The 23,771-nt window shown below is 59.9% G+C and carries 23 protein-coding genes; 8 read left to right on the forward strand and 15 right to left on the reverse strand.

Annotation, left to right across the window (positions count from 1 at the left end; translation table 11 throughout):
• Window positions 1-9: 9 nt before the first annotated feature.
• From HU737_RS25055 to HU737_RS25085, 7 genes are all read left to right on the forward strand, one after another.
• A complete protein-coding gene (locus HU737_RS25055) occupies window positions 10-1,173 on the forward strand; it encodes a phosphoglycerate kinase (RefSeq protein ID WP_186557547.1) in 1,164 nt (387 codons plus the stop codon).
• Between the two features lie 32 nt (window positions 1,174-1,205).
• Window positions 1,206-1,424: a hypothetical protein gene (locus tag HU737_RS25060; RefSeq protein WP_186557544.1), complete on the forward strand. Its 219-nt coding sequence runs from the start codon at window positions 1,206-1,208 to the stop codon at window positions 1,422-1,424.
• Between the two features lie 161 nt (window positions 1,425-1,585).
• A complete protein-coding gene (locus tag HU737_RS25065) occupies window positions 1,586-1,915 on the forward strand; it encodes an MliC family protein (protein ID WP_186557542.1) in 330 nt (109 codons plus the stop codon).
• 99 nt (window positions 1,916-2,014) lie between these two features.
• Entirely contained in the window at window positions 2,015-3,079 is a 1,065-nt protein-coding gene (gene fba / locus HU737_RS25070) for a class II fructose-bisphosphate aldolase (RefSeq protein WP_012274520.1), read from the forward strand.
• A 216-nt stretch (window positions 3,080-3,295) separates the two neighbouring features.
• Entirely contained in the window at window positions 3,296-5,416 is a 2,121-nt protein-coding gene (locus HU737_RS25075) for a putative bifunctional diguanylate cyclase/phosphodiesterase (RefSeq protein ID WP_186557540.1), read from the forward strand.
• 39 nt (window positions 5,417-5,455) lie between these two features.
• Complete coding sequence (locus HU737_RS25080) at window positions 5,456-5,956, forward strand: M48 metallopeptidase family protein (protein WP_186557538.1); 501 nt, start codon at window positions 5,456-5,458, stop codon at window positions 5,954-5,956.
• A gap of 12 nt (window positions 5,957-5,968) precedes the next feature.
• Complete coding sequence (locus HU737_RS25085) at window positions 5,969-6,265, forward strand: winged helix-turn-helix domain-containing protein (protein WP_186557536.1); 297 nt, start codon at window positions 5,969-5,971, stop codon at window positions 6,263-6,265.
• A gap of 28 nt (window positions 6,266-6,293) precedes the next feature.
• On the opposite strand, the gene HU737_RS25090 is transcribed toward HU737_RS25085, so the two are convergent.
• Window positions 6,294-6,746 (reverse strand): GNAT family N-acetyltransferase, encoded by a 453-nt coding sequence (locus tag HU737_RS25090; RefSeq protein WP_186557534.1) that lies wholly within the window; start codon window positions 6,744-6,746, stop codon window positions 6,294-6,296.
• 213 nt (window positions 6,747-6,959) lie between these two features.
• Between HU737_RS25090 and HU737_RS25095 the strand changes: the two genes are divergently transcribed.
• Window positions 6,960-7,697 carry a substrate-binding periplasmic protein gene (locus HU737_RS25095; protein WP_186557532.1) on the forward strand — a complete coding sequence of 246 codons (738 nt, stop codon included), beginning with the start codon at window positions 6,960-6,962 and terminating at the stop codon, window positions 7,695-7,697.
• 111 nt (window positions 7,698-7,808) lie between these two features.
• Here the strand turns inward: HU737_RS25095 and yccS are convergent, their stop codons facing one another.
• The 14 genes from yccS to HU737_RS25165 all read right to left on the reverse strand — a co-directional run.
• Complete coding sequence (yccS, locus tag HU737_RS25100) at window positions 7,809-9,992, reverse strand: YccS family putative transporter (RefSeq protein ID WP_186557530.1); 2,184 nt, start codon at window positions 9,990-9,992, stop codon at window positions 7,809-7,811.
• A gap of 219 nt (window positions 9,993-10,211) precedes the next feature.
• Window positions 10,212-11,393: a BaiN/RdsA family NAD(P)/FAD-dependent oxidoreductase gene (locus HU737_RS25105; RefSeq protein WP_186557529.1), complete on the reverse strand. Its 1,182-nt coding sequence runs from the start codon at window positions 11,391-11,393 to the stop codon at window positions 10,212-10,214.
• Window positions 11,394-11,534: 141 nt separating this feature from the next.
• Complete coding sequence (gene dbpA, locus HU737_RS25110; RefSeq protein ID WP_264082888.1) at window positions 11,535-12,872, reverse strand: ATP-dependent RNA helicase DbpA; 1,338 nt, start codon at window positions 12,870-12,872, stop codon at window positions 11,535-11,537.
• A 112-nt stretch (window positions 12,873-12,984) separates the two neighbouring features.
• Entirely contained in the window at window positions 12,985-14,412 is a 1,428-nt protein-coding gene (mdtD, locus tag HU737_RS25115; protein WP_186557527.1) for a multidrug transporter subunit MdtD, read from the reverse strand.
• Window positions 14,413-14,557: 145 nt separating this feature from the next.
• Entirely contained in the window at window positions 14,558-15,889 is a 1,332-nt protein-coding gene (locus HU737_RS25120; protein WP_186557526.1) for a TldD/PmbA family protein, read from the reverse strand.
• On the reverse strand, window positions 15,889-17,331 hold the full coding sequence (locus HU737_RS25125) for a TldD/PmbA family protein (RefSeq protein WP_186557525.1): 1,443 nt from the start codon (window positions 17,329-17,331) through the stop codon (window positions 15,889-15,891). The genes HU737_RS25120 and HU737_RS25125 overlap by 1 nt, the downstream gene beginning before the upstream one ends.
• 31 nt (window positions 17,332-17,362) lie before the next feature.
• The gene (locus HU737_RS25130; RefSeq protein WP_186557524.1) at window positions 17,363-19,165 is read right to left on the reverse strand and encodes an acyl-CoA dehydrogenase; all 1,803 of its coding nucleotides are present in this window, start codon (window positions 19,163-19,165) and stop codon (window positions 17,363-17,365) included.
• A 332-nt stretch (window positions 19,166-19,497) separates the two neighbouring features.
• Window positions 19,498-19,824, reverse strand: a complete 327-nt coding sequence (locus HU737_RS25135) for a hypothetical protein (RefSeq protein ID WP_225915645.1) — start codon at window positions 19,822-19,824, stop codon at window positions 19,498-19,500.
• Between the two features lie 175 nt (window positions 19,825-19,999).
• Complete coding sequence (locus tag HU737_RS25140) at window positions 20,000-20,509, reverse strand: DUF4265 domain-containing protein (RefSeq protein WP_186557522.1); 510 nt, start codon at window positions 20,507-20,509, stop codon at window positions 20,000-20,002.
• A gap of 73 nt (window positions 20,510-20,582) precedes the next feature.
• Window positions 20,583-21,005 carry a DUF6756 family protein gene (locus HU737_RS25145; protein ID WP_186557520.1) on the reverse strand — a complete coding sequence of 141 codons (423 nt, stop codon included), beginning with the start codon at window positions 21,003-21,005 and terminating at the stop codon, window positions 20,583-20,585.
• 32 nt (window positions 21,006-21,037) lie between these two features.
• Window positions 21,038-21,508, reverse strand: a complete 471-nt coding sequence (locus tag HU737_RS25150; RefSeq protein WP_186557519.1) for a DUF4304 domain-containing protein — start codon at window positions 21,506-21,508, stop codon at window positions 21,038-21,040.
• A 656-nt stretch (window positions 21,509-22,164) separates the two neighbouring features.
• Entirely contained in the window at window positions 22,165-22,389 is a 225-nt protein-coding gene (locus HU737_RS25155) for a hypothetical protein (protein WP_186557518.1), read from the reverse strand.
• Between the two features lie 432 nt (window positions 22,390-22,821).
• Window positions 22,822-23,274, reverse strand: coding sequence for an immunity 26/phosphotriesterase HocA family protein (locus HU737_RS25160; RefSeq protein WP_186557517.1), 453 nt, complete (start codon window positions 23,272-23,274; stop codon window positions 22,822-22,824).
• A gap of 1 nt (window position 23,275) precedes the next feature.
• Window positions 23,276-23,771 (reverse strand): RHS repeat-associated core domain-containing protein (locus tag HU737_RS25165; protein WP_217838545.1); only part of this gene is annotated, 496 nt, incomplete at its 5' end.

The following is a 23,771-nucleotide window of genomic DNA, read 5'->3' on the forward strand; positions in this document are numbered from 1 at the left end:
ACTGCATTCATGACCGTGTTGAAGATGACCGACCTCGACCTGCAAGGTAAACGCGTACTGATCCGCGAAGACCTCAACGTGCCTGTGAAGGACGGTGTGGTAGCCAGCGATGCGCGTATCCTGGCTGCGCTGCCGACCATCAAGCTGGCCCTGGAAAAAGGCGCCGCGGTAATGGTCTGCTCGCACTTGGGTCGTCCGACCGAGGGCGAGTTCTCCGCCGAGAACAGCCTCAAGCCCGTCGCCGACTACCTGAGCAAGGCCCTCGGCCGCGAAGTGCCGTTGGTTGCCGACTACCTGGACGGCGTCCAGGTCCAGGCCGGCGAGCTGGTGCTGTTCGAGAACGTGCGCTTCAACAAAGGCGAGAAGAAGAACGCCGACGAGCTGGCGCAGAAGTACGCCGGCCTGTGCGACGTGTTCGTCATGGACGCCTTCGGTACCGCCCACCGCGCCGAGGGTTCGACCCATGGCGTGGCCAAGTTCGCCAAAGTCGCTGCTGCCGGTCCGCTGCTGGCAGCCGAGCTGGACGCCCTGGGCAAGGCCCTGAAAGCCCCGGCCAAGCCGATGGCAGCCATCGTCGCCGGCTCCAAGGTGTCGACCAAGCTCGACGTGCTCAACAGCTTGAGCAGCGTCTGCGACCTGCTGATCGTCGGCGGCGGTATCGCCAACACCTTCCTCGCCGCAGCAGGCCACAAGGTTGGCAAGTCGCTGTACGAGCCTGACCTGGTCGACACCGCCAAGGCCATTGCGGCCAAGGTCAATGTGCCGCTGCCGGTGGACGTGGTGGTTGCCAAGGAGTTCGCCGAGAGCGCCCAGGCCACCGTCAAGCTCATCACTGAAGTCGCTGACGATGACATGATCCTGGACATCGGCCCGCAAACCGCCGAACAGTTCGCTGACTTGCTCAAGACCTCCAAGACCATCCTGTGGAACGGTCCGGTCGGCGTGTTCGAGTTCGACCAGTTCGGCAACGGCACCCAAGTACTGGCCAAAGCCATTGCCGATAGCGCGGCATTCTCCATCGCTGGCGGTGGCGATACCCTGGCAGCCATCGATAAATATGGCGTTGGCAGCGATATCTCCTACATTTCTACCGGTGGCGGTGCGTTCCTCGAATTCGTCGAGGGTAAAGTCCTGCCCGCCGTTGCGATCCTGGAAGAGCGGGCCAAGGCCTGAGCATGAAGGCGCGCGGCAAAGGGAGCGACCGAATGGTCAAGCAATTGCCTGTGATGATCGTGGCGGGGCTGCTGAGCGCTTGCTCCAGCGGTCCGGCTGCGGACGCCGAACCGTCGCAGTCGCCCCAGGGCGGCTGCTATCAGTCCCAGTGGCAGGCGGAAACGGTGCCGGTAATCAACAAGCGCCTGGGCCCGGATGGCCTGGAAAAGTACGACGACGAGCACCAGCGCAAGGCGCCGGGTTGCCCTTGATCGGGTGACGAGCAACCAACCGGACCTTTCGTGGTCTTGGACAAGGGGGCCGCGGTGCGGCCCTTCGCGGGCACAGCGCTGACCTCGGGAGCAGCGCTTAACCTGTGGGAGCGGGCTTGCCCGCGAAGGGCTGCACAGCAGCCCCAATTCGAGGAAACTGAATGAAAGCGCTCATGGCCTTTGCGGCCCTGGCGACACTGGCAGGATGCTCACTGCTGCAGCCGGCGCAACCCGCCCCGGCAGACAACTGGACCCGCTGGGTCTGCGATACCCAGACCGAAGTACTCTGGCGCTTCGCCGACGCTACCCAGGATTCGGTCGACGTACGCCTCGGCGGCGGCGACCAGGTCTACCGGCTCAAGTCCGAGCCGGGCGCCTCTGGCGCGCTATACAGCGACGGCGTGCTGGCCCTGCACACCAAAGGCGATGAAGGCCTGGTGTACTGGGTGGCAACCAACGATCTGATTGGGCGGGGCTGCAAGGCACCGTGACTGGCCGGGCCGCCATGGTGGCCCACACTACTTGAACAGCAACCGCCCCTGCGGCAGGCTTGCACGAAACAACGACGCTTGTCGGGAGAGAGATACACAATGGCACTCATTAGCATGCGCCAGATGCTGGACCACGCCGCCGAGTTCGGCTACGGCGTTCCAGCTTTCAACGTCAACAACCTCGAGCAGATGCGCGCCATCATGGAAGCCGCCGACAAGACCGACTCTCCGGTCATCGTGCAGGCCTCGGCCGGTGCTCGCAAATACGCAGGTGCGCCGTTCCTGCGCCACCTGATCCTGGCCGCGATCGAAGAGTTCCCGCACATCCCGGTGTGCATGCACCAAGACCACGGCACCAGCCCGGACGTCTGCCAGCGCTCGATCCAACTGGGCTTCAGCTCGGTAATGATGGACGGCTCGCTCGGCGAAGACGGCAAGACCCCGACCGACTACGAGTACAACGTGCGCGTCACTCAGCAGACCGTCGCCATGGCGCATGCCTGCGGCGTTTCGGTTGAAGGCGAGCTGGGCTGCCTGGGTTCGCTGGAAACCGGCATGGCCGGTGAAGAAGACGGTATCGGCGCCGAAGGCGTTCTGGATCACAGCCAGATGCTGACCGACCCAGAAGAAGCCGCCGACTTCGTCAAGAAGACCCAGGTCGATGCCCTGGCCATCGCCATCGGCACCAGCCACGGCGCCTACAAGTTCACCAAGCCACCTACCGGTGACGTACTGGCGATCGACCGCATCAAGGAAATCCACAAGCGCATCCCTAACACTCACCTGGTGATGCACGGTTCTTCCTCGGTACCGCAAGAGTGGCTGGCGATCATCAACCAGTACGGCGGCGACATCAAAGAAACCTACGGCGTACCGGTTGAAGAAATCGTCGAAGGCATCAAGTACGGCGTGCGCAAGGTCAACATCGATACCGACCTGCGTCTGGCCTCGACCGGTGCCATGCGTCGCCTGATGGCGACCAACCCGAGCGAATTCGACCCACGCAAGTTCTTCGGCGAAACCGTCAAAGCCATGCGCGACGTCTGCATCGCCCGTTACGAAGCCTTCGGCACTGCCGGTAATGCCTCCAAGATCAAACCGATCTCCCTGGAAGGCATGTACCAGCGTTACCTGAAAGGCGAGCTGGCTGCCAAGGTCAACTGATCCGCACCCGTGCAGGAAAAACCCGCAGAAATGCGGGTTTTTTTATGGCTGCTATTTAGCGCCATCGTGGAACAAGACCGGGCACGACCGTTAGTCGGTTTGGGCGAAGATATCCGACTGATAGCGTTCTGATTGCATTGCACCCGGCCAACCCCCGACTAGAGTAGTTAATCGGATCCAATTGGTAGTGGCAGTCGCGCTTACAAGAGAAGCAGCATGGATGAAGCTCAACCCAATGCCCCGGATGGCCGATCCGTTCTGCTGGTTGTCGACGATTACCCGGAGAACCTGATCAGCATGCGGGCGCTGTTGGCCCGGCAAGACTGGCAGGTGCTCACGGCAAGCTCGGGGATGGAAGCCTTGAGCGCATTGCTGCAGCATGACGTGGACCTGGTCCTGCTGGATGTGCAAATGCCCGAAATGGACGGTTTCGAGGTGGCCCGGCTGATGCGCGGCAGCCAGCGAACCCGGCTGACGCCGATTATCTTCCTGACCGCCAACGAGCAGTCGCAAGCCGCGGTGCTCAAGGGCTATGCCGCAGGTGCGGTGGATTACCTGTTCAAACCCTTCGATCCGCAGATCCTCAAGCCCAAGGTGCAGGCATTGCTGGAGCAGCAGCGCAACCGGCGCATGCTGCAACGTCTGACCCGCGAGCTGGAAACGGCCAGGGCGTTCAATGCATCGATCCTGGAAAACGCGGCCGAAGGCATTTTGGTAGTGGATGAGGCTGGCACCATCGGCTTTGCCAACCCGGCCATCTCGCGCTTGCTCGAAACCCCTGTGGATAAATTGCAAGGCGCGCATGTGCTCGACCTGGTGCAATTGGTAACGGCCTGCCTGTGGCGCGAGTCGGAGTTTTATCAGGCGTATTTGGCCCGGCAGATCTTCCGCGTGCATGACGCCCAGTTGCGTACCCTCGGCGGCCAGTTGGTGCCGGTGGCGCTGTCCTGCGCACCCTTGCCGGCGGAGCAGCGCGCCATGGTGGTGACGGTGCTGGACATGTCGGTGGTACGCAGCCTGCACCAGCAACTGGAATACCAGGCGGTCACCGATCCGCTCACCGGCCTGCTCAATCGCCGCGGCTTCTATCAGGCCGCCGAGGGCGCGCTGCTGCGCAGTGAGCGCTCGGACAAAGCCCAGGCATTGATGTACATGGACCTGGATGGTTTCAAGCGGATCAACGACTCACTCGGTCATGAGGCCGGCGATGAGGTGCTGCGTTGGGTCGGCGAACAACTCAAGGACTGCCTGGGCAGCGAGGCCTTGCTGGCGCGCATGGGCGGTGATGAATTCACCGCGTTGTTCGATGGCTTGCCCTATCCGGAGCGGGCCGGGCGGTTTGCCGAGCAGGTGATCGAGCGCCTGTCGATTTCCCATCAGGTCGAGGGCGTGGATGTCTGCCTTGGCGTCAGCATCGGCATCGCCACCTACCCCGATTGCGGCGGCACGGTCGAAGGCTTGATCCGCGCGGCCGACACCGCGATGTACGCCGCCAAGCAAGCCGGTCGCCAGCAGTACCGCTTCTACGATCAGGAGCTCAATGGGCGGGCCCGGTCCCGTTTGATGCTCGAAGATGGGGTGCGCACGGCCATCGAACAGAAGGACTTCAGCCTGGTGTTCCAGCCCCAGGTGGCGTTCGCTGACGGCACATTGCGCGGCTTCGAGGCGTTGCTGCGCTGGCAGCACCCCAGCGTCGGCGACGTTCCGCCTGCGCTGTTCATTCCCTTGCTCGAGGAAACCCGTCTGATCAGCCGGCTGGCCAGCTGGATCTATGATCAGGGCGCCGCTCAGCGCCAAGCCTGGAATGAGCACTTCGCACCTGACCTGGTGCTCAGCATCAGCCTGAGCCGGATTCAGTTCGCCATGCCCAACCTGGTCGACGAGTTGCGCCGGGTAATCGAGGAGCACGGCCTGCAACCTGCGCAGTTGGAGGTCGAGGTGGCGGAAACCTCACTGATCTACAACATCGATGCGGCGATCAAGCAGGTCAAGCGCTTGCACGAGCTGGGCGTACGGGTGGCGCTGGACGACTTTGGCGCGGGTGAGTGTTCGTTGCGCATGGTCCGCGACTTGCCGATCGATACCCTCAAGCTCGACCGTCATCTGGTCAGTCGATTGCCGGACTCGGCGGGTGATGCCGCGCTGGTGCGCAGTGTCATCGGCCTGTGCGCCGACTACGCCATCACGGTGATCGCCGAAGGCGTCGAGACCGCTGCCCAGGCCGCCTGGCTCAAGGCCAATGGCTGTGCCTACGTGCAGGGCTTTTTGGTGGCGCGGCCGATGACCTGCGCCGATGCCAGCGGCTTTCCGGCGATTTTCCCCTGGCCACGGTCATGATTGGCTAGAATCGCCTCTGCTTTCAGCGACCGCCGTGCCATGACCGAATTACGCTACTTGCAAGCCTACCCACCACACCTGCAGGAGCAGGTGCGCCAGATGATTGCCAGCGACCGCCTGGGCGATTACCTGCGCCAGCGCTATCCAGGGCGCCACGAGGTGCAGAACGACAAGGCCTTGTATCTCTATGCCCAAGAGCTCAGGCAGGCCTATCTGCGCAGCGCGCCGAACCTGGATAAAGTGCTGTTCGACAACCGCCTGGACTTGACCCACCGTGCCTTGGGGCTCAATACCGCGGTATCGCGAGTGCAGGGCGGCAAGCTCAAGGCGAAAAAAGAGATCCGCATTGCGGCATTGTTCAAGGAAGCTGCGCCGCAGTTCCTGCGCATGATCGTGGTGCACGAGTTGGCCCACCTCAAGGAGCGCGACCACAGCAAGGCCTTCTACCAGCTGTGCCAGCACATGGAGCCGGACTACCATCAACTGGAATTCGACCTGCGCGTCTACCTGACCTACCGGGAGCTGCCGGGCACCACGTAAGGACCACCCAGCATGGATGTAAGCAAGACCAAGAGCAGTTTCTACCGCCGCCTCTACGTGGCCTGGCTGATCGACAGCCAGACCGCGACCAGCGTCCCCGCCTTGATGGAGGCCACCGGCATGCCCCGGCGCACCGCCCAGGACACCATCGCAGCCCTGGCCGACCTGGACATCGTCTGCGAGTTCGAGCAAGAAGCGGGTGCTCGCAACCATGCTGGGCACTACCGCATCCATGACTGGGGTGCGATCGACAAGCAGTGGATCATTCAGCACCTGCGCACAATCCGCCAGGTGTTGGGCTATCCCTGAGCCTCAACGCTGGGCTCAGCCCCTGAGCTCAGCCCCTGCGCATGCCAATGTGAGGGATGCCATCTTCAAGGTATTCGTCTCCTGCCACCTCGAAGCCGTGGCGTGCGTAGTAGCCTTGCAGGTGTGCTTGAGCTGACAGGTAGACCGGCGTGCCTGGCCAGCAGTGCTCGGCACACTCCAGGCCCTTGAGCAGCAATTGGTGGCCAGTGCCGTTGCCCCGAGCGGCAGCTGCGGTCACTACTCGGCCAATGACCACCTCGCCGTCATGCGCCTGCGGGTCGAGCAGGCGCAGATAGGCGACCAGGCGGTTGTCCTGGCAACCCATCAAGTGCAGCGTATCGCCACTCAGGTCGAGCCCGTCGACCTCCTGATAAGGACAGCGCTGCTCTACCACGAATACTTCTGTGCGCAGCGCGAGGATGTCATACAGCTGTTGCTTGTCGAGGTCGGTATGGTGCTTGCAGATCCACTCGATGGACATTGAGATGCGCTCCTGGGATGGGCTGACGATCATCGCAAATCTGGCGGGCAAGCACGAGAAACCGATGCCGTGGATCAACTGCGGCGCAGTTCGGCCAAAATAGAGGCTATTTGACATTATTGTCGGCTGCGACCGGCTTTCGCCTGTGTGTACTCTGCCAACCTGTAGTGATGAAGCTCCCGCGTGAGCCCCTAATTGCGAAAGGACTTGAGCATGCGGCCACTGCTTTGTGTTGTTGGTTTGCTGGCGCTAATGCTGCTGCCCGTAGCATCGGCGCAGGACAAGCTACGCCTGGTGTCCGACAGCTGGCCGCCCTTCACCGATACCGGCATGCCCGGCGGCGGCCTGGCCACCAGCATCGTCACCACCGCCCTGATGCGTGCGGGATATGCCAGCGAGTTCGAGGAGGTGCCTTGGGCCAGGGCGCTCAAGGGCGTGGCTGATGGTCGCTACGATGTACTGGTGAATGCCTGGTACAACGACTCGCGCGCGCTGATCGGCCAATTTTCCAAAGCCTACCTGACCAATCGGATTCGCCTGCTCAAGCGCCAGGGAGATGCCTTTAGCTACAAGCGCCAGGCCGACCTGTATCCGTACTCGATTGCGGTGGTGCGCGATTATGCCTACTCACCGGATTTCGACAGTGATACCCGCTTGAGCAAAGTGCCTGTGCGTAACTTCTCATCTGCCGTACGCATGCTGGCGGCAGGGCGGGTGAAGTTGGCAGTGGAAGACGAGTATGTGGCCCGCTACAACTTGCAGCGCGAGCCACAGCAGGTGCGCGATGCGGTGAGCTTCGTCGAGCCGCCGCTGGGGGAGAACAGCCTGCATATCCTGGTGAGCCTCAAGCATCCACAGCATCAGCAGATCGTGCAGCGGTTCGAGCGTGCAATCGTGGCGATGAAGGCCGATGGCAGTTATGCCCGGCTGCTACGCCAGCATGGGTTCTGAGGGGGGGGCGGTGCAGGCCTGATCGCGGGGCAAGCCCGCTCCCACGAGAACAATTGAGGCCTGAAGGTTGTAAGCCCGCTGCCGTGGGGACAATTGGGCATCCGCCAATCCTCAGGCAGGAGAGCCTTCCTTGATCAAGTGAGCGGCCATGGTCCGCAGCGGCCCGAGCTGGCGACAGATCAACGCCAATTGCGTCTGCACCAGGCGCTGATGCTCATCCAACTCCTCTGGCATTTGCTCCAGTGCATTGGCCAGCGCCTCTTCTTCATCACTGTGGATGGCCACTGGCAGCCGCGCTGCCAGGCCATTGGCGATCTCTTCCAGGCTCTTGGCCAAGCTCTGCCCGGCACCCTCGATCAACTGCTCATGCACCTCGGCCGGCAGCGCCGTATCACGGTGCGCACCCAGCCCGGAGAGGTAGCTGAGCAGGGTGTGTGAGAGCACCAGGAAACGGAAACCGACATCTGCCTCCTTACGGAAATGCCCCGGCTCCATGAGCATGTTGGCCAGGGTGGTCGACAGCGCTGCATCGGCGTTGTGCGCGTTGCGCCGGGCCAGGCGATAGGCCAGGTCGTCACGCTTGCCATGGGCGTATTGCTGCATGATCTGGCGCAGGTAGGCGCTGGCGCAGCTGAGGGTATTGGCCAGCACCTTGTTCAAGCGCCGCCCCTGCCAGTCGGGCAGGAACAGGAACACCGCCAGAATGGCGATCAGGCTGCCGACCAGGGTATCGAACAGGCGCGGCAGGAACAGCCCGTAGCCATCGCCGATCTGGTTGAAGCAGAACAGCACCATCAAGGTAATTGCGGCGGTGGCCAAGGTGTAGCGGGTGGTACGGTTGACGAAGAACACTACGCCCGCCACCACCGCGAACATCGATTGGATGATCGGGTTGGGGAACAGGTCGAACAGAGCCCAGCCCACCGTCAAGCCGATGGCCGTGCCGAAGATCCGTTGCACCAGCTTGCGCCGGGTCGCGCCGTAGTTGGGCTGGCAGACGAACAGCGTGGTGAGGATGATCCAGTAGCCTTGGGTCGGGTGGATCAAATGAACCATGCCATAGCCGATCGACAACGCCAGCGGCAGGCGCAGGGCGTGGCGGAACAGCAATGAAGTGGGCGTGAGCTGCGTGCGCAGCCGGCTCCAGACATCCTTGAAGGTGCGTGGCGAGCGGTCGAGCAGGCTGCTGTCGCTGGCGTCGGCGAGGCTGTCCGGGTTGCTCGCAGCACCGAGCAGGCGGTCGAGGGTGGCCAGGTTACCGGCCAGCGCGCGCAACGAGCGCAGCAGCCCGCGCCAGGCGGGGTTGCTCTGGATGCGCAGGTGTTCGAGCGAGGCGTGCAGGTCTTCCAGTGCTTCGGCAAAGCCGGTGCCATAGACGAAGGGCTGGCGCAGGCGGATCGATTCAGCCAGCTGCTGGCAGGCCGAGCCTTGCTGGCGTAGCAGGCGTTGGCAACGGAACATCACATCGCTGTGGAAAAACGCTTCGGCCAGCGCATTGTAGGGATAGTGCGAGGCGCTGACCCGCTCATGAATATCCTGGGCCAGGAAGTACAGCTTGAGGTAGCGACTGACCTTGGAGTTCGGCTGGCTGTTGCCGACCCGGTGCAGAATGATTTCCTTGGCTGCGTTGAGCGCTGCCACCACCTTGCCATTTTGCTGGGCCAGTTCCAGGCGCCGGGCCTCGACGTCGAGGTTGCGGATCGGCTCGAACAGGTTGGCCTTGAGCTTGAGGTAGCGGCCCAGCTCATTGAACAGCTTGGCCAGGCTCTGCTGCACCGGCTGGTTGGAGAACAGCGCCTGCCACAGCACCGAGAGCAGGCCATACCAGGCGGCGCCGGCTACCAGCAGCAAAGGCTCGTGCCAGAAATCGGTGACTTCGCCACCGCGCTGGTCCACGCCGATCATGGTGTACACCGACAGAATCAATGTTGCCGAGGCGATTGCCCCGTAGCGTTCGCCCAGGGCGCCGAGCATGGTCAGGCAGAACGCGGCCAAGGCCAGCGAGATGGCGAAAATCCACGGATAGGGGAAGAGCAGCTCGACTGACAGTGCGGCGATGGCAAAACACACCAGGGTCACCATCAGCGCGCTGAGCCGGCCCTGCCAGCCGTCGTCGGTCTCGGCCAGGGCGCTGGCGATGATCCCCAGGAACAGCGGGATCAACAGGTTCATTTCATCCTGGTACCAGCACAGGGCCATGCTGCCGGTGAGGGCGACGGTTACCCGGATGCTGTAGCTGAACTTGTCTTGGCCCCACAGGCGACGCAGAGAATGGCGAAACGAGCTCGATGACATGATGGCCTGCTGGCAGTGATCGAATGAGAACCTGTTCAGTGAATGCCATTGCAGCTGGGGTCCGCTGCGCGGCCCTTCGCGGGCAAACCCGCTCCCACAGCGGCCAGCGCAAAACTCTGTGGGAGCGGGCTTGCCCGCGAGGGGCCGCGCAGCGGACCCAGCTTTGATGCATCCTGGCACGGACCAGCAAGAAGCGTTCCGTGCTGAAAGGATTCTACCTTACACGAACTGCGCGGCGGCGTTAGCCGAGGCCCAGGCCCACTGGAAATTAAACCCACCCAGATGGCCGCTGACGTCCAGTACTTCACCAATGAAGTACAGCCCCGGGCTCTTCAGCGATTCCATGGTCTTGGACGACACCTCGCGGGTATCCACCCCGCCAAGCGTCACCTCAGCAGTGCGATAGCCCTCAGTCCCGGCCGGCACAACCTGCCAGGCCGCCAGCTTCTCGGCGATCTGCACAAGCTCGGCCGGGGTGTACTGCTTCATCGGCTTGGAGACGAACCACTGATCAGCCAACAGGTTGGCCAGCTTGCGCGTGAACACCTCGCCCAGCACGGTCTTCAGTTCGCTGTTGGCGCGCTCGGTCTGTTGCTGTTGCAGCCAGTCGAGGGCATCGCGGTCCGGCAGCAGGTTGATCTCGACCGTGTCGCCTGCCTCCCAGAACGAAGAGATCTGCAAGATCGCCGGGCCACTCAGGCCACGATGGGTGAACAGCAGGTTCTCGCGGAAGCTGGTGCCGTTGCAGCTGGCGGTGCAATCGAGCGAGGTCCCCGAGAGTTCACTGCACAATGCCTTGAGCTGGGGCTCGGTGATGGTGAACGGCACCAAACCTGCGCGGGTGGGCAGCAGGCTGTGGCCGAACTGGCGTGCGACCTGATAGCCAAAGCCGCTGGCGCCCAGGGTCGGAATCGACAGACCGCCGGTGGCGATCACCAGCGACTGGCAGGCAAACGGCCCAGCGCTGGTGTGCAGGCGATAACCGCTGTCGGTCTTGTCGATGGTCTCGATGCTGGTTTCCATCCGCAGCTCGACCCCGGCATCGTCACATTCGGCGAGCAGCAGGTTGAGGATGTCGCTGGACTTGTTATCGCAAAACAGCTGGCCCAGCTTCTTCTCGTGATATGGCACGCCATGCTTGGCCACCAGCTCGATGAAGTCCCACTGGGTGTAGCGGGCAAGCGCCGACTTGCAGAAATGTGGGTTGTGCGAGAGGAAGTTGCCAGGCTCGGTGTACAGGTTGGTGAAGTTGCAGCGCCCGCCGCCGGACATGAGGATCTTCTTGCCCGGTTTGTTGGCGTGGTCGAGCAGAAGCACACGGCGCCCGCGTCGGGCACTGAGTTGAGCGCACATCAGGCCGGCGGCGCCAGCGCCGAGGATGATCACGTCGGTGGAGTGCAAGATAGTTTCCCTGCGAACGATGAAATAGGAGGTCGACGCCACCCTGGTAGGAGCGGGCTTGTCCCGCGATAGCGTCAACGACGTTGCCTGGTCGACCGCTATCGCGGGGCAAGCCCGCTCCTACAGGGCACGTGGTGCTGCTTAAAGGATACGAACTTTCAGCGAACGGCCCTTGATCTTGCCGCTGTTGAGCCGCTGCATGGCCTGCTTGGCCAAGGCCCGCTCCACCGCCACGAAGGCCTGGAAGTCGAAGATGGCGATCTTGCCCACCTGCTTGCCAGGAATCCCCGCATCACCGGTCAGCGCGCCAAGGATATCGCCTGGGCGCAGCTTGTCTTTGCGTCCGGCGGCAATGCACAAGGTGGCCATGACCGGCAGCAGCGGTTCGCCGCCTTTGTTCTTCAGGCTGTCCAGTTGCTCCCAGCGCAGCGGGCGCTTCTGCAACTGCTCGATGGCCTGCGCGCGATGGCCTTCGGCCGGTGCCACCAGGCTCACCGCCACGCCTTTCTCGCCTGCGCGACCGGTACGGCCAACGCGGTGTACGTGGATCTCGGCGTCACGCGCCAGTTCAACGTTGATCACCATGTCCAGGCCATCGATGTCCAGGCCACGGGCGGCGACGTCAGTGGCCACCAGTACCGAGCTGCTGCGGTTGGCGAACATGGCCAGCACCTGATCGCGGTCACGCTGCTCCAGATCACCGTGCAGGGCCTGGGCAACGATGCCCTTGGCGGTGAGGTGGGCAACCACCTCTTCGCACTGCTGCTTGGTGAAGCAGAACGCCACGCACGATTCAGGGCGATAGTGGCCAAGCACCCGGGTCAGCGCTTCGAGGCGCTGCTGTGGGTCGATCTCGATAAAGCTCTGCTCGATCTGGGTTTCGCTGTGCAACGCCTCGACCTTGACCTGCTGCGGCTTGCGCATGAAGTCTGCGGCCAGTTGCTCGATGCCGCTTGGATAGGTGGCGGAGAACAGCAAGGTCTGGCGGCGCGCCGGGGTCTTGCCGATGATGCTGGCGATGGCGTCGAAGAAGCCCATGTCGAGCATCCGGTCAGCTTCGTCGAGCACCAGGGTGTTGAGCCCGTCGAGCACCAGGGTGCCCTTGTCCAGGTGCTGCTGCACCCGGCCTGGGGTACCGACGATGATGTGCGCGCCATGCTCCAGCGAGGCGATCTGCGGGCCGAGCGAGACGCCGCCGCACAGGGTCAGGATCTTGATGTTGTCCTCGGCCCGGGCCAGCCGGCGCAGTTCTTTGGCGACCTGGTCGGCCAGCTCGCGGGTCGGGCACAGGACCAGCGCCTGGCAGCCGAAGTAGCGCGGGTTGATCGGGTTGAGCAGGCCGATGCCGAAGGCGGCGGTCTTGCCGCTGCCGGTCTTGGCCTGGGCGATCAGGTCCTGGCCCTTGAGGATGACCGGCAGGCTCTGGGCCTGGATCGGGGTCATCGCGGCATAGCCGAGGGCGTCCAGGTTGGCCAGCATGGCGGCGGACAGCGGCAGAGTGGCAAATGCGGTGGATTCGGTGGTCACGAGGCGGGCCTGCGTTGCGAAGCGAAAAATGCCGCACAGTCTACCAGCCTCGTGGCCATTCGCCCTAAGGTTCGATCTCCGGTTCCGGACGACGGGCACGCCTTCCGTCTGTCGGCGCCAGTTGCAGGAAGATCGCCGCCGCCAGCATGGCCATCAGGCCGATGGTGAAGAAGGTCAGCTGGAACGCGCCCAGGGTGGTTTCCACGCCCTCGGCGCTGCCGGCCGCGGTGAAACCGCCAAGCAAGGCACCGGCGCAGGCCACGCCCAGGCTCAGCGACAGCTGCGCGACCACCGACAGCAAGCTGTTGCCACTGCTGGCGCTGGCGTCGTCCAGGTCGATCAGGGTCACTGTATTCATCGCGGTGAACTGCAGCGAGTTGACCGCGCCGAGCAAGGACAACTGCACCAGCAGCAGGGCGTAAGGCGTCTGCTCGTCCACCAGGCCCAGGCTGGCCAGCAGAATGCCCAGCAGCAAGGTATTGCCGGTGAGGATGATCCGGTAGCCCAGGCGTTCGATCAGCGGCCTGGCAATTGACTTGGCGAGCATCGCTGCCGCCGCCAGGGGGATCATGCTCATCCCCGCCTGGGAGGGCGAGTAGCCCAAGGCGATTTGCAGCAACAACGGCACCAAAAATGGCAACGCGCCGCTGCCCAGGCGAGCGAACAGGTTACCCAGGATGCCGATGGCAAAGGTCCGCACGCGGAACAGGCTGGGCGAGAACAGCGGCTCCGGATCGCGCCCGGCGCGCAGCCAATAGGCCGCCAGGCACGCCATGCCGGCGAACAGCAGCAACATCACGCGCAAGTGCGGCAGGTGCAGCTCGCCCAGGCCTTCCATGGCGATGGTGATCAGTACCATCGCCGCGCCGAACAGAATGAAGCCCGGGGCATCGAAGGTGGTCCGTTCCGTGCCGCGCAGATCAGGGATGAACTTCCATACCGCGTAGCAGCCCAGGGCGCCCACCGGCAGGTTGAGCAAAAAGATCCAGTGCCAACTGAGGATCTCCACCAGCCAACCGCCCATCGTCGGCCCGAGCAGCGGGCCGAGCAGGCCGGGAATGGTGATGAAGCTCATGATCCGCACCAGCTCCGAGCGCGGATAGGCGCGCAGGACCACCAGGCGCCCCACCGGCAGCATCAGCGCGCCGCCCAGGCCCTGGATGATCCGGGCAATGATCAGGAAGGTCAGGCTGTTGGCGATGGCGCACAGCAGCGAGCCGAAGCTGAATAGCAGAATCGCGCTGAAGAAGATCCGTTTGGTGCCGAAGCGATCGGCAATCCAGCCAGAGGCCGGAATCAGCAGGGCGACGGTGAGCATGTAGGCGATGATCACGCCTTGCATGCGCAGTGGGTCTTCTTCGAGTGAACGGGCCATGGCCGGCAGGGCGGTATTGAGGATGGTGCCGTCCAGCGACTGCATGAAGAAGGCGATGGCCACGACCCAGGGGATCCAGCGGGCGGTGACGGGGTCCAGCGGCGGGCGTTCGGACATAAGCAACCTTCGCGTCGAGAGCAACTGAGCGGGGCTCGTGGTAGCGGGCTTGCCCCGCGATAGCGTCAGCCTGATCGACAGGGCCGACAATGGCTGACGCTATCGCGGGGCAAGCCCGCTCCCACGAAAAGCCGTACAGAGGTGTTTACAGGGTAAGCGTGAGCCCTTTGACCAACGCCCCGGGCAAATGACTCGATCCGGTGTGCCGCTGGCCATAGGTGCTGGTCGACAGGATCAACTCGCGCTCACAGGTCAGGTCCTCCAGCTGGTTACCCAGCAGGTTGTACAAGGTATCGTCGAAGCGCATGGTGCTGACCGGCCCCTGGATCTGGCCATCCTCCACCCAGAAGGTGGCAAAACGGGTCAGGCCGGTCATGCGCGCCGCTGGCAGGTCCGAGTAGTTCAGGTACCACAGGTTGCTGATGTACAGCCCGGTGCCCAGGCGCTGCAGAATCTGCGCCGAAGGCAGATTGCCCGGCGCCAGGCTCAGGGCGCACGGCGCTTCGTAGCTGTCGGCGCCATTGGCCGTCAGGGCGAACTCGGCGGCGCTGCGCGCGCTGATCAGCCGCTCCAGGCCACGCCCTTCGCCGATCAGCCGAACATCGCGGCGCGGCAGGCCTTCATCGGAAAACGCAGGGCTCAGCGAGCCGCTGACCTGCTCGTCGAAACTGACCAGCGGATTGAGCTGCGCATCGCCGCCGTACAGTCGCTGCAACGGGCTGTTACCCGTGGTCAGGGCCTGGGCTGAGAAGCCGCCCCAGCCGAGCATCCCGGCAATTTCATCCATGGCCGCTGGCGCCAGGTAGGCGCGATAGCTGCCAGGCTTGAGGGTAATCGCCGGCCGGCCAAGAAACGCCAGTTGCTCGCGGCTCAGGCGCAGGCGCTCGACCATCGCTGCAGCATCCCACGACTGCCCGGCGTAGTTGGCTTTGACCGCCTGGCCATTGGCGTGGAACAGGCTCCAGTCGAAGTTGAAGCTATTGGCCTGATGCCAGCCAAAGGCGCCATAGGAGCTGGCAAAGCCCCGACAGATCGGCCCGGCTGCGTAGATACCCACCAGGTCCAACTGACCCGCCTCGCGTTCCACCAGCGCCAGCACCTCGGCGATGTCAGGCAGCGCTTGTTGCTGCTGGCTGTGCGACTGCCAGGCGCTGTCGTCCAGGCTCAGGTAAGGATCGAGCGCCAGCAGTGGCAGGGTCTGGCGCAGTTGCTCGAGGGCCTCGTGCAGGCGCTGGCGGTCGAGCTCGGCGTCGCCACACAGGGTGAACTGCTGCTCGGCTTGGCGGCCATCGCGCACCAGCCGCAGTTGCGCGCTGGCCTGGCTGACTTCGCCAGCCTGACGCACCTTGGCATGGTTGAAACGGATAAATTGCGACTGCTCGGCGCTGAAACCGAGGGTGAACTGCTCGCCATCCTGCAGCGCAGCGCGCAAGGCGCTCAGCAGCTGTTCGAAGCGTTGCTGGGGTGTGGCGCTCATCAGGCGTCTCCTCCGAATACGTCGATCTGGCGGAATACACAAGCCGGCGAAGCATGGCCCACGCGGACCACCTGGTTAGGCTCGCCCTTGCCGCAGTTGGGCGTGCCGAGTACCTGGAAGGTGCTGCGATCGCCGACTGCCGCCAGGTTGCTCCAGAACTGCGCGGAGATGCCGCGGTAGTTAGGGTTCTTCACCACGCCCTTGAGCTGACCCTCTTCGATCAACTGGCCCCACTCGCAGCCGAACTGGAACTTGTTGCGCGCATCGTCGATGGACCAGGAGCGGTTGGTGCGCATCAGGATGCCGCGCTCGATGCCGCCGATCAGTTGCTCGAGCGACTGATCGCCCGGCTCGATGTTGAGGTTGGCCATGCGGTCGATGGGCGCGCGGTTCCAGCTACAGGCGCGGCTGTTGGCCACCCCGTCCAGCCCCGAGCGGAACTGCGACAGCGCGCCACCCAGCGGACGCAGCAGCTTACCTTGGCGAATCAGGAACTGCTTGCGGGCCCGGGTCCCGTCATCGTCGTGGCTGTAGCTGGCCAGCTCTTCGTCGATGGTTGGGTCGAAGGTCACGTTGAGCAGTGTCGAGCCGTATTGCAGGTGGCCGAAGTCGCTGGCTTTGACGAAGCTGGTCCCGGCGTAGTTGCGCTCGTCACCGAGGATGCGGTCCATCTCCAGCGGGTGGCCGATCGACTCGTGGATTTGCAGCATCATCTGGTCGGGCATCAACAGCAGGTCGCGCGGGCCGCTAGGGGTGTTGGGCGCCAGCAGCAATTGCAGGGCCTCATCGGCCACGCGGCGGGCGGCGCCGACCAGGCGACAGCGCTCGATGATCTCGAAGCCGCCCTGCTGGCCAAAGTTGTCCCGCCCCAGGCTGCGGCTCTGGCTGTCCTGGCCGTCGCTGGCCGTCACGCCAAGGCCCGGGAACAGAAAGCGCTGGGCATGGCGCAGCTCGGCGCCAGCGGAGTTCAGGTAGGTCTGCTCGACGCGGCTGATGCCCAGGCTCGCCTGCCAGTCGACCAGGCGGTTGTCCTTGGGCACGCTGGCCGACTCGGCGGCGAGCAGGTCGAGGCAATCGGCAAGGTTGGGCAAGGACTGCTCGAAGTTTGGCGAAATATGCTCGTGACGCTCGCTGGGCACGGCGTGTTCGCGCAGGTCGAGCAGGCTGTGCGCGGCGATCTGCCGCGCCAATGCCTCGGCCTGTTGCAGTGCCTGTTGCAAACCGGCTTGGGACCGGTCGGCGGTGGCCGCGTAGGCCTCGACACCGTTGATGCGCACCGTGAGCATGGCGCCTTCATCCTGGCTGAAGAATGGCGGCTCGGCGACATTGCGGCGCACCGACAGGCCTTGGTAGGACTGTTTCACATGGCGCAGGGAAAACAACTCGGCCGTACTGCGCAGCGCAGCGAAGCGCTGGCGCAGCAGGGCGCTGGAATCGAACATGCGGGAATCTCCGTGTGCGCGGTGGCTCCCCCTAGAACCACCCCTCGTGCATGCCCAGGCAGGTATCGTCGCGGGCCTCGAGCAATGCGAGGTCATTATGGCAGCCCGGCACTTCCCAGGTCAGGAAATAACGCGCGGCCTGCAATTTGCCCAGATAAAAGTCACGGTCCGCCTGATGGCCGTTGAGCAGTCCGATCTCGGCGTGGATCGCCTGTTCCAGCCAACGCCAACCGATCACGCAATGGCCGAAGGCCTTGAGGTACAGCGCCGAGTTGGCCAGCGCGGCACTGATCTTGCCTCGCGCCAGGTCGCCCAGCAGGGCCAGGGTGACGGCCTGCAGCCGATTGACCAGTTGCTCGAGCGGCACGCGCAGGGCGTCAAGGCGTGGGTGGTGGCTGGCGCGCTCGCCGGTGGCCGCGATCAGGCGAATCAACTGCTTGAGCCCGGCACCGCCGTTCTGCGCCAATTTACGTCCCAGCAGGTCGAGCGACTGAATGCCATGGGTGCCCTCATGGATCGGGTTCAGGCGGTTGTCGCGGTAGTACTGCTCCACTGGATATTCGCGGGTATAGCCATGGCCGCCGAGGATCTGGATCGCCAGTTCATTGGCTTTGAGACAAAACTCCGACGGCCAGGATTTGACGATGGGCGTGAGCAGGTCGAGCAGCTCCTGGGCCTGGCGTCGGCCCTCTTCGCTGGGCGCGGTGTGGGTGTCGTCGAACAGCCGCGCCGCGTACAGGCCCAGGTCGAAGGCGCCTTCGACATAGGCTTTTTGCGCCAGCAGCATGCGCTTCACATCGCTGTGGGCGATGATCGGCACCGCCGGGCTGTGCGGATCCTTGTTGTCCGGCAGCCGGCCCTGCGGCCGTTGACGGGCGTATTCCAGGGAGTACAGGTAGCCGGCATAGCCGAGCATCACCGCGCCCATGCCGACCCCGATGCGCGCCTCGTTCATCATCTGGAACATGCAGGCCAGACCCTGGTGCGGCTGGCCGATCAGGTAGCCGACACACTCGCCGTTGTCGCCGAAATTCAGCGCGGTGGAGGTGGTGCCGCGCCAGCCCATCTTGTGGAACAGCCCGGCCAACGCCACATCGTTGCGCGGCCCGAGGCTGCCGTCCTGGTTGACCAGGTACTTAGGCACGATGAACAGCGAGATACCCTTCACCCCGGCAGGCGCATCCGGCAGTTTGGCCAGGACCATGTGCACGATGTTCTCTGAAAGCTCATGGTCGCCGCCAGAAATGAAGATCTTGTTGCCCTTGATCCGGTAGCTGCCGTCTGCAGCAGGCTCGGCGCGGGTGCGGATATCGGCCAGTGAAGAACCGGCATGCGGCTCGGTCAGCGCCATGGTGCCGAAGTAGCGGCCATCGATCATCGGCTGCAAGAACAGGCGTTTGTGCTGTTCGGTGCCAAAACTCTCGATCAGGTTGGCCGCACCCATGGTCAGGAACGGATAGGCCGTGGTGCCAGCGTTGGCCGCCTGGAAATGTGCGAAGCAGGCCTGCGAGACCAGGCTCGGCAGCTGCATGCCGCCCACCTCGAAATCGCGGTTGGCATTGAGAAAGCCCGCTTGGAGGAAGGCGTCGACCGCCGGCTTGACCTCCGCAATCAGCTCGGCACGCCCGTCGACATAACGCGGCTCGTGCTCATCGCCCTTGCGGTTGTGCGGCGCGAAGTACTTTTCGGCGATGGTGCGCGCCGTGGCCAGCGCTGCATCGAAGGTCTCGCGGCTGTGTTCGGCGAAGCGCGGACGCTGGGTCAGGGCTTGGGCGTCGAGCACTTCATAGAGTTCGAAGGCGAGGTTGCGGGAGCTGAGCAGGGTCTCGGGCATGGGCGTGGTCCTGGTGCGGGATGCGTCGAGTCTAAGTGGCGTGCAGATGAAACCGACAGCGTAATAGGCAGGCGTGATAAGGGGAAGAAAATGGTATGTATCCGCCCAATACTGTGAGGGGCGAGTCCACTGAACTTTGTAGCGACCTATCCGCAGGTATTGCTCGTGGCTGCGAAGCGATCGGGGCTAGAGGCGTGACGCGCCGATACCGATTTCTTCATCGAAACTCGAGATAGGGTGAAGCCCAGGCTGAGCGGTGTCGGATGCTCGACACTGTGCCCTGTTGTATTGTGTTTTTGCTGATTTGATCTTTCCTAAACTGAAACATTATTTTAGCTGGTCGCCTGGTTTTTCCCAAGTTTTGAGGTTTTGAATTGCTCGTTCAATGTCCCCATGTCATCCGTGCCTATGGAGTTGTCAAATTTCTCTGAAATCATTTTCCTCATCTGTGCGAGGGTGTTTGTAATGTTGTATTCATCAATGAACCGAGTTGTTTCTAGCGCGTACTGTATATTGGCCTGCTCGTTCAAGGGTGTGGTCTCGTGATGATAGTGTCTGCCAATATTAGCTAGAGAGATGAGTAGGGTTTCGAGCTCACTCAGTAGAGTAATTGCCTCTTCAAATGAAAGCGTGAGAGTTTTGTTTTTTCTTGCATTCATGTTTCCTTCGCGGAGTTAGACTGTTCTGGCCAGTTATCGAACTCTAATAGTCTGTTTTGTTTTTGTCTGTTTAGTTGGGTGGCTTCGGGGCTTCGCCTTGGTTTTATTTGATGGTGTGGTGGTCCAGTTTTGAGCGGCTGTTGTTTGGATTTAATTTTTCGATGTATTCAGGTTGTCATTGGGTGAGTTTGGCTTTGGCCGGGGTTTCTACTAGGGTGGCCAGTGATAGGCACTCTAACAGTCTGTCCTGAGGGATGTTTGCATGTTGCAGACACGCGTCTTCGAATGCGATGGTGTCATCATTTTGTATGTTTGATAAATAATCATCAATCACTTCAAAAGAGCACTTTGCGGGGATGTCGACCGAAAATAGTGATAGCCCATGAGATTTTGAACAGTTCCCCCCATTCTTCCTGATGAAATCTATTATCTCCATGGACTCATCCTGGTTGCTTGAAAAAACTCTTAAAGTTGAGTGTCCGCCTTTAGATGTTATCGTGTCTGCATAACGCTCCCCGTCTTCGAACTTCACACTCACTGAGTCCCCTTTGCTAAGGCCATATACATAGTACGGAGTGTTGTCTATTGTGCATGTGTCGTCAGGGTTGAGGGTAGCCCACAGTGATTCATAGGAAACGGGTGGGTAGTCATCTGAGTCGATTCTTAGTCGGACTAAAATTTTCATGAGTTTTTTCCTGAGTTCATTACTCTGGTGGTGCTCGGCGCGCTCATCAGCTTTAGCAGTGTGTGCGGGTAGTTCACTTGTTGTCGTCAATGATTAAAAGGAGGTCCCCGTGGTCGTTCTCTGCAAGCAGCCAGGACAAATCCTTTGGTGTAATGTAATACTCAAAGTAATAGCATTCTTCGAGTACTGAGGGTATGAGTTCTATAGGAAGTCCTAGTATGATTTTTTCTTCATTGTCTTCGTCTGCGATGAGCCAAACATCTTCATGGGTTTTTGGCGCTATCTGAAGGATTTTAAGGTGTCCTCGGCTGTCAGGTTGCTCATATATTTTCGGCTGCCTTTGCATAGAGGTCCACCACGCCCTAGGATTTCCTCTGATGTATTTTTTCTCGATTGATCTAACTAGTGTGTTTTTTTCGCTATTGATAGGTTTTTCGATTTTGATATTTAGTTTTTTTAGTGCGCACTCTAATTCTTTGTATAGTTCATTGTTCATGCTTGCTTGGCGCCAACGTAGCTAAGCTTAGGTCAAACCTCTTTGAGTATCATTGCGTTGAGTTTTTTTTGGTCTCTCAGGGATCTTATGTTATCGCGTGCATGGTTTTCTTGCATGAAGCTTAAAAGTTTTTTTAGATTGTCCATTAGTACGTTCGCACTGCTTTCGAGGTCGTGCTGTTTGACTAGTGAGTCAAATGTTTCCTGTAAGTTTTGCGAGGCTCCAGGGAAGTCATCTAGCCTGAAGTCAACATGGATTACAGTTGTTGGATTTTTTACATTAAAAGCGCCGTTTAATTGTTGTGCGCTAGGGTGGGTGCTTAATAGCTCTTTATAAATAATGCCAACATTTATATAGAATGTCTTGTTGTATGCTGATTTTTGGTGGTTTATTAGTAGGTAATAGTCGGCTTTCTCGATGAAGCGGGTGGCTCCATCCCCCTGGAAGCCAAGTTGCACTGAGGTTGAGTTGAATGTTTTATTCGTTGTTAAAGGTTTTTTCATGGTTTCGGTATCACTAGTCGTGAACTTCTAGCGCCGGTTTTAGGATCTAGAATGTCAAGTATGCCTTCGTGATCTTATAGGTAAATTTTTGATGGGGTGTGTTTGTTCTCTGGGGTGTTAAGTGTATGGGTGTTTTATGTGATGGGTGTAATGTATGGGGTGAGAATTTCTATAATCTCTTCCTTTGTAAAAGTGAACTCATCTCCCGCGTCCATGCTGCTAAGTTTGTCAATGTTGTCGCAAAATGGTTGGTCGTCGAAAAGGTAGATTTTTTCATCAAGCCATATCTTGAATATATATTGGGCCGCTCGATCGGGCTGGTATTTGTGCGTATTCAAATAGTCTAGGATTTCGGTGGCTATCCTTGACTTGTCAATTTCGTGACTCACCTTGTGCGCTCGTATTTTATAGTCAGGCCTTCAGGCATGAGTAATCGTTAGTGTGTGTCCGCTTGAAATTTCTTCTCTCGTACTTCCTATGTACTGAAATTAGATCTACTCTCCTACCTTCGATGAGATTTCCAAACGGCACTAGTCGCTGAGTTGCAAAGACCTATGAGTCTGTTGAACTTGTCTTCTGTTATTAAAGTTTCACTTGTTTTTTGGGTTTTTACAGTAGGGGTTATAAAGTTTTTCCGACTGTTCTTCGGTTGTGCTTCACTCTACTGTCCAATCTATTTCCCATTTTGACTCTTCAATATATTTTTGTAGGGTTTCCTCTGTTTCTACCCAGTTGTCGAATCCGCTGCTTAAATCAAGGTTGGATGAGGTCAGTATAAGATAGCCTCCCGTATTTTCTTTGTCGCATATTATCCTTATGTAGTAATCCTTGTCATTATCAGCGATTATTCGTCCAGTTTTATTGAGTTGAGGTGTGATCATCAACTTGCCCAAAATGGTATGTGATTATTTGCTTTAGGTGTGGTGGGGTTTTGGTCGTATATGTTCAGATGTTCATTCGGAGTAATAGGGGTGTGATTTCCTTTAGTGGATTTGTTGTCGATTCTTAATTCTTGTCATCCGTCAGTGCTGCTAAATACTCAGCTACCAGTTTTTACCAGTCTCACTATATTCGTCCCCCAGAACCACTGCAGCTTTGCTCTAGCTGTTCTCGGCCATGAGCAGCTGGCCGTTGCCGTCGTAGTGGAAGGCTTCGCTTTGCCAGTGCTGGCCATGGCGGTGGCTGAATGTGGCTCTTCAGCGTCTCAACGTTGAAAAGGGAAGACCAGATTATTAAAGAACTTTTGGTTCTCGCGTCAGTCTTGCTGGCATGTAAAACAGAGTACATGCACTGGGGGAATCAAATTTCCTCTATCAAGTCGGGCATTTCAATGACTCTACCCACTTGTTTGGAATGCCCATGAAATAATCGCGTAGCCTATCTTCAATATGTTCTGGGGACCATGCGGCAGCTCTTTCTAAATGCAAACACTCCTCTCGAAATGCTGGGACTTCTATGCCGTCTTTGTATCTTGAGAATTTTTTGCTGATGGGGTCTATTTTGAAGAACCATGGATCTTCCATAAGAGGGGTGTCAATTGGTGAGTTTCCGATTATCACCCAGTTTTTGGATTTAAATGCGCTTTTCATTACCCATACTTTGAATAATATATCTCTGCTCAAAAGTCCTTCCGGTGGGGTCTGAGTTTCTGAGGCAACATCGTAAAAGGCTATGAGCGGGCTTTTGAGCACTCGACCAAAGGCGTAGGACCCATTTTTTAAATCAATTTTCAGTATATCCCCTAAGGTACCATTCTTTTTACGCATGTTATTCTCCGAATTCCTGGTGCGCTGCATCAAAGTAATTTGATGCATTTTTGTTTCTAGTGGAAATGCCATTCAGCACATTTCCCGACGTACCTCCCATCGATTGTGCTTTCCCGTTGGTGTCTATTAAGATTTGCTCTCTTCCGCGAATCGCGGACGGGTTTTCTGAGGTTTTGTCAAGAACTGCAGGCCCGAAGCCTTGTTTGTTCATATGGTGCCCGCTGTCTCTCCTAGCGATATTTTCTTCGGGCAATTTGCAACCACAAGTTCTGCCCGAGTATACGGTTCCACTTTCCGGATGAGTTTTAGTGTATGTATGGTATAGTTTTTTTGCTAAACCCAGTGGATCAATCCACTCAACTGGATTCGGCGCATATTGATAAAGATTCAGCCCCCCGGCATACCCAATCGGATCCGCCGAAACAAACCGCCCCACCTGCGGATCATAGTACCGGTACCGGTTGTAATGCAGTCCGGTCTCCACATCCAGGTACTGC

It is taken from the genome of Pseudomonas urmiensis, assembly GCF_014268815.2.
Classification (GTDB): Bacteria; Pseudomonadota; Gammaproteobacteria; order Pseudomonadales; family Pseudomonadaceae; genus Aquipseudomonas; species Aquipseudomonas urmiensis.

Coding starts and splice junctions, on each gene's coding strand:
- HU737_RS25090 (WP_186557534.1), bottom strand. CDS start 6,746: ATGTCCATCGAGTGGATCTGCAAGCACCATACCGACCTCGACAAGCAA.
- HU737_RS25145 (WP_186557520.1), bottom strand. CDS start 21,005: ATGAACAATGAACTATACAAAGAATTAGAGTGCGCACTAAAAAAACTA.
- HU737_RS25160 (WP_186557517.1), bottom strand. CDS start 23,274: ATGCGTAAAAAGAATGGTACCTTAGGGGATATACTGAAAATTGATTTA.
- HU737_RS25120 (WP_186557526.1), bottom strand. CDS start 15,889: ATGAGCGCCACACCCCAGCAACGCTTCGAACAGCTGCTGAGCGCCTTG.
- HU737_RS25125 (WP_186557525.1), bottom strand. CDS start 17,331: ATGTTCGATTCCAGCGCCCTGCTGCGCCAGCGCTTCGCTGCGCTGCGC.
- HU737_RS25155 (WP_186557518.1), bottom strand. CDS start 22,389: ATGATCACACCTCAACTCAATAAAACTGGACGAATAATCGCTGATAAT.
- HU737_RS25080 (WP_186557538.1), top strand. CDS start 5,456: ATGACCGAATTACGCTACTTGCAAGCCTACCCACCACACCTGCAGGAG.
- HU737_RS25075 (WP_186557540.1), top strand. CDS start 3,296: ATGGATGAAGCTCAACCCAATGCCCCGGATGGCCGATCCGTTCTGCTG.
- HU737_RS25150 (WP_186557519.1), bottom strand. CDS start 21,508: ATGAAAAAACCTTTAACAACGAATAAAACATTCAACTCAACCTCAGTG.
- mdtD (WP_186557527.1), bottom strand. CDS start 14,412: ATGTCCGAACGCCCGCCGCTGGACCCCGTCACCGCCCGCTGGATCCCC.
- dbpA (WP_264082888.1), bottom strand. CDS start 12,872: ATGCTGGCCAACCTGGACGCCCTCGGCTATGCCGCGATGACCCCGATC.
- HU737_RS25130 (WP_186557524.1), bottom strand. CDS start 19,165: ATGCCCGAGACCCTGCTCAGCTCCCGCAACCTCGCCTTCGAACTCTAT.
- fba (WP_012274520.1), top strand. CDS start 2,015: ATGGCACTCATTAGCATGCGCCAGATGCTGGACCACGCCGCCGAGTTC.
- HU737_RS25085 (WP_186557536.1), top strand. CDS start 5,969: ATGGATGTAAGCAAGACCAAGAGCAGTTTCTACCGCCGCCTCTACGTG.
- HU737_RS25060 (WP_186557544.1), top strand. CDS start 1,206: ATGGTCAAGCAATTGCCTGTGATGATCGTGGCGGGGCTGCTGAGCGCT.
- HU737_RS25140 (WP_186557522.1), bottom strand. CDS start 20,509: ATGAAAATTTTAGTCCGACTAAGAATCGACTCAGATGACTACCCACCC.
- HU737_RS25065 (WP_186557542.1), top strand. CDS start 1,586: ATGAAAGCGCTCATGGCCTTTGCGGCCCTGGCGACACTGGCAGGATGC.
- HU737_RS25055 (WP_186557547.1), top strand. CDS start 10: ATGACCGTGTTGAAGATGACCGACCTCGACCTGCAAGGTAAACGCGTA.
- HU737_RS25095 (WP_186557532.1), top strand. CDS start 6,960: ATGCGGCCACTGCTTTGTGTTGTTGGTTTGCTGGCGCTAATGCTGCTG.
- HU737_RS25135 (WP_225915645.1), bottom strand. CDS start 19,824: ATGAATGCAAGAAAAAACAAAACTCTCACGCTTTCATTTGAAGAGGCA.
- yccS (WP_186557530.1), bottom strand. CDS start 9,992: ATGTCATCGAGCTCGTTTCGCCATTCTCTGCGTCGCCTGTGGGGCCAA.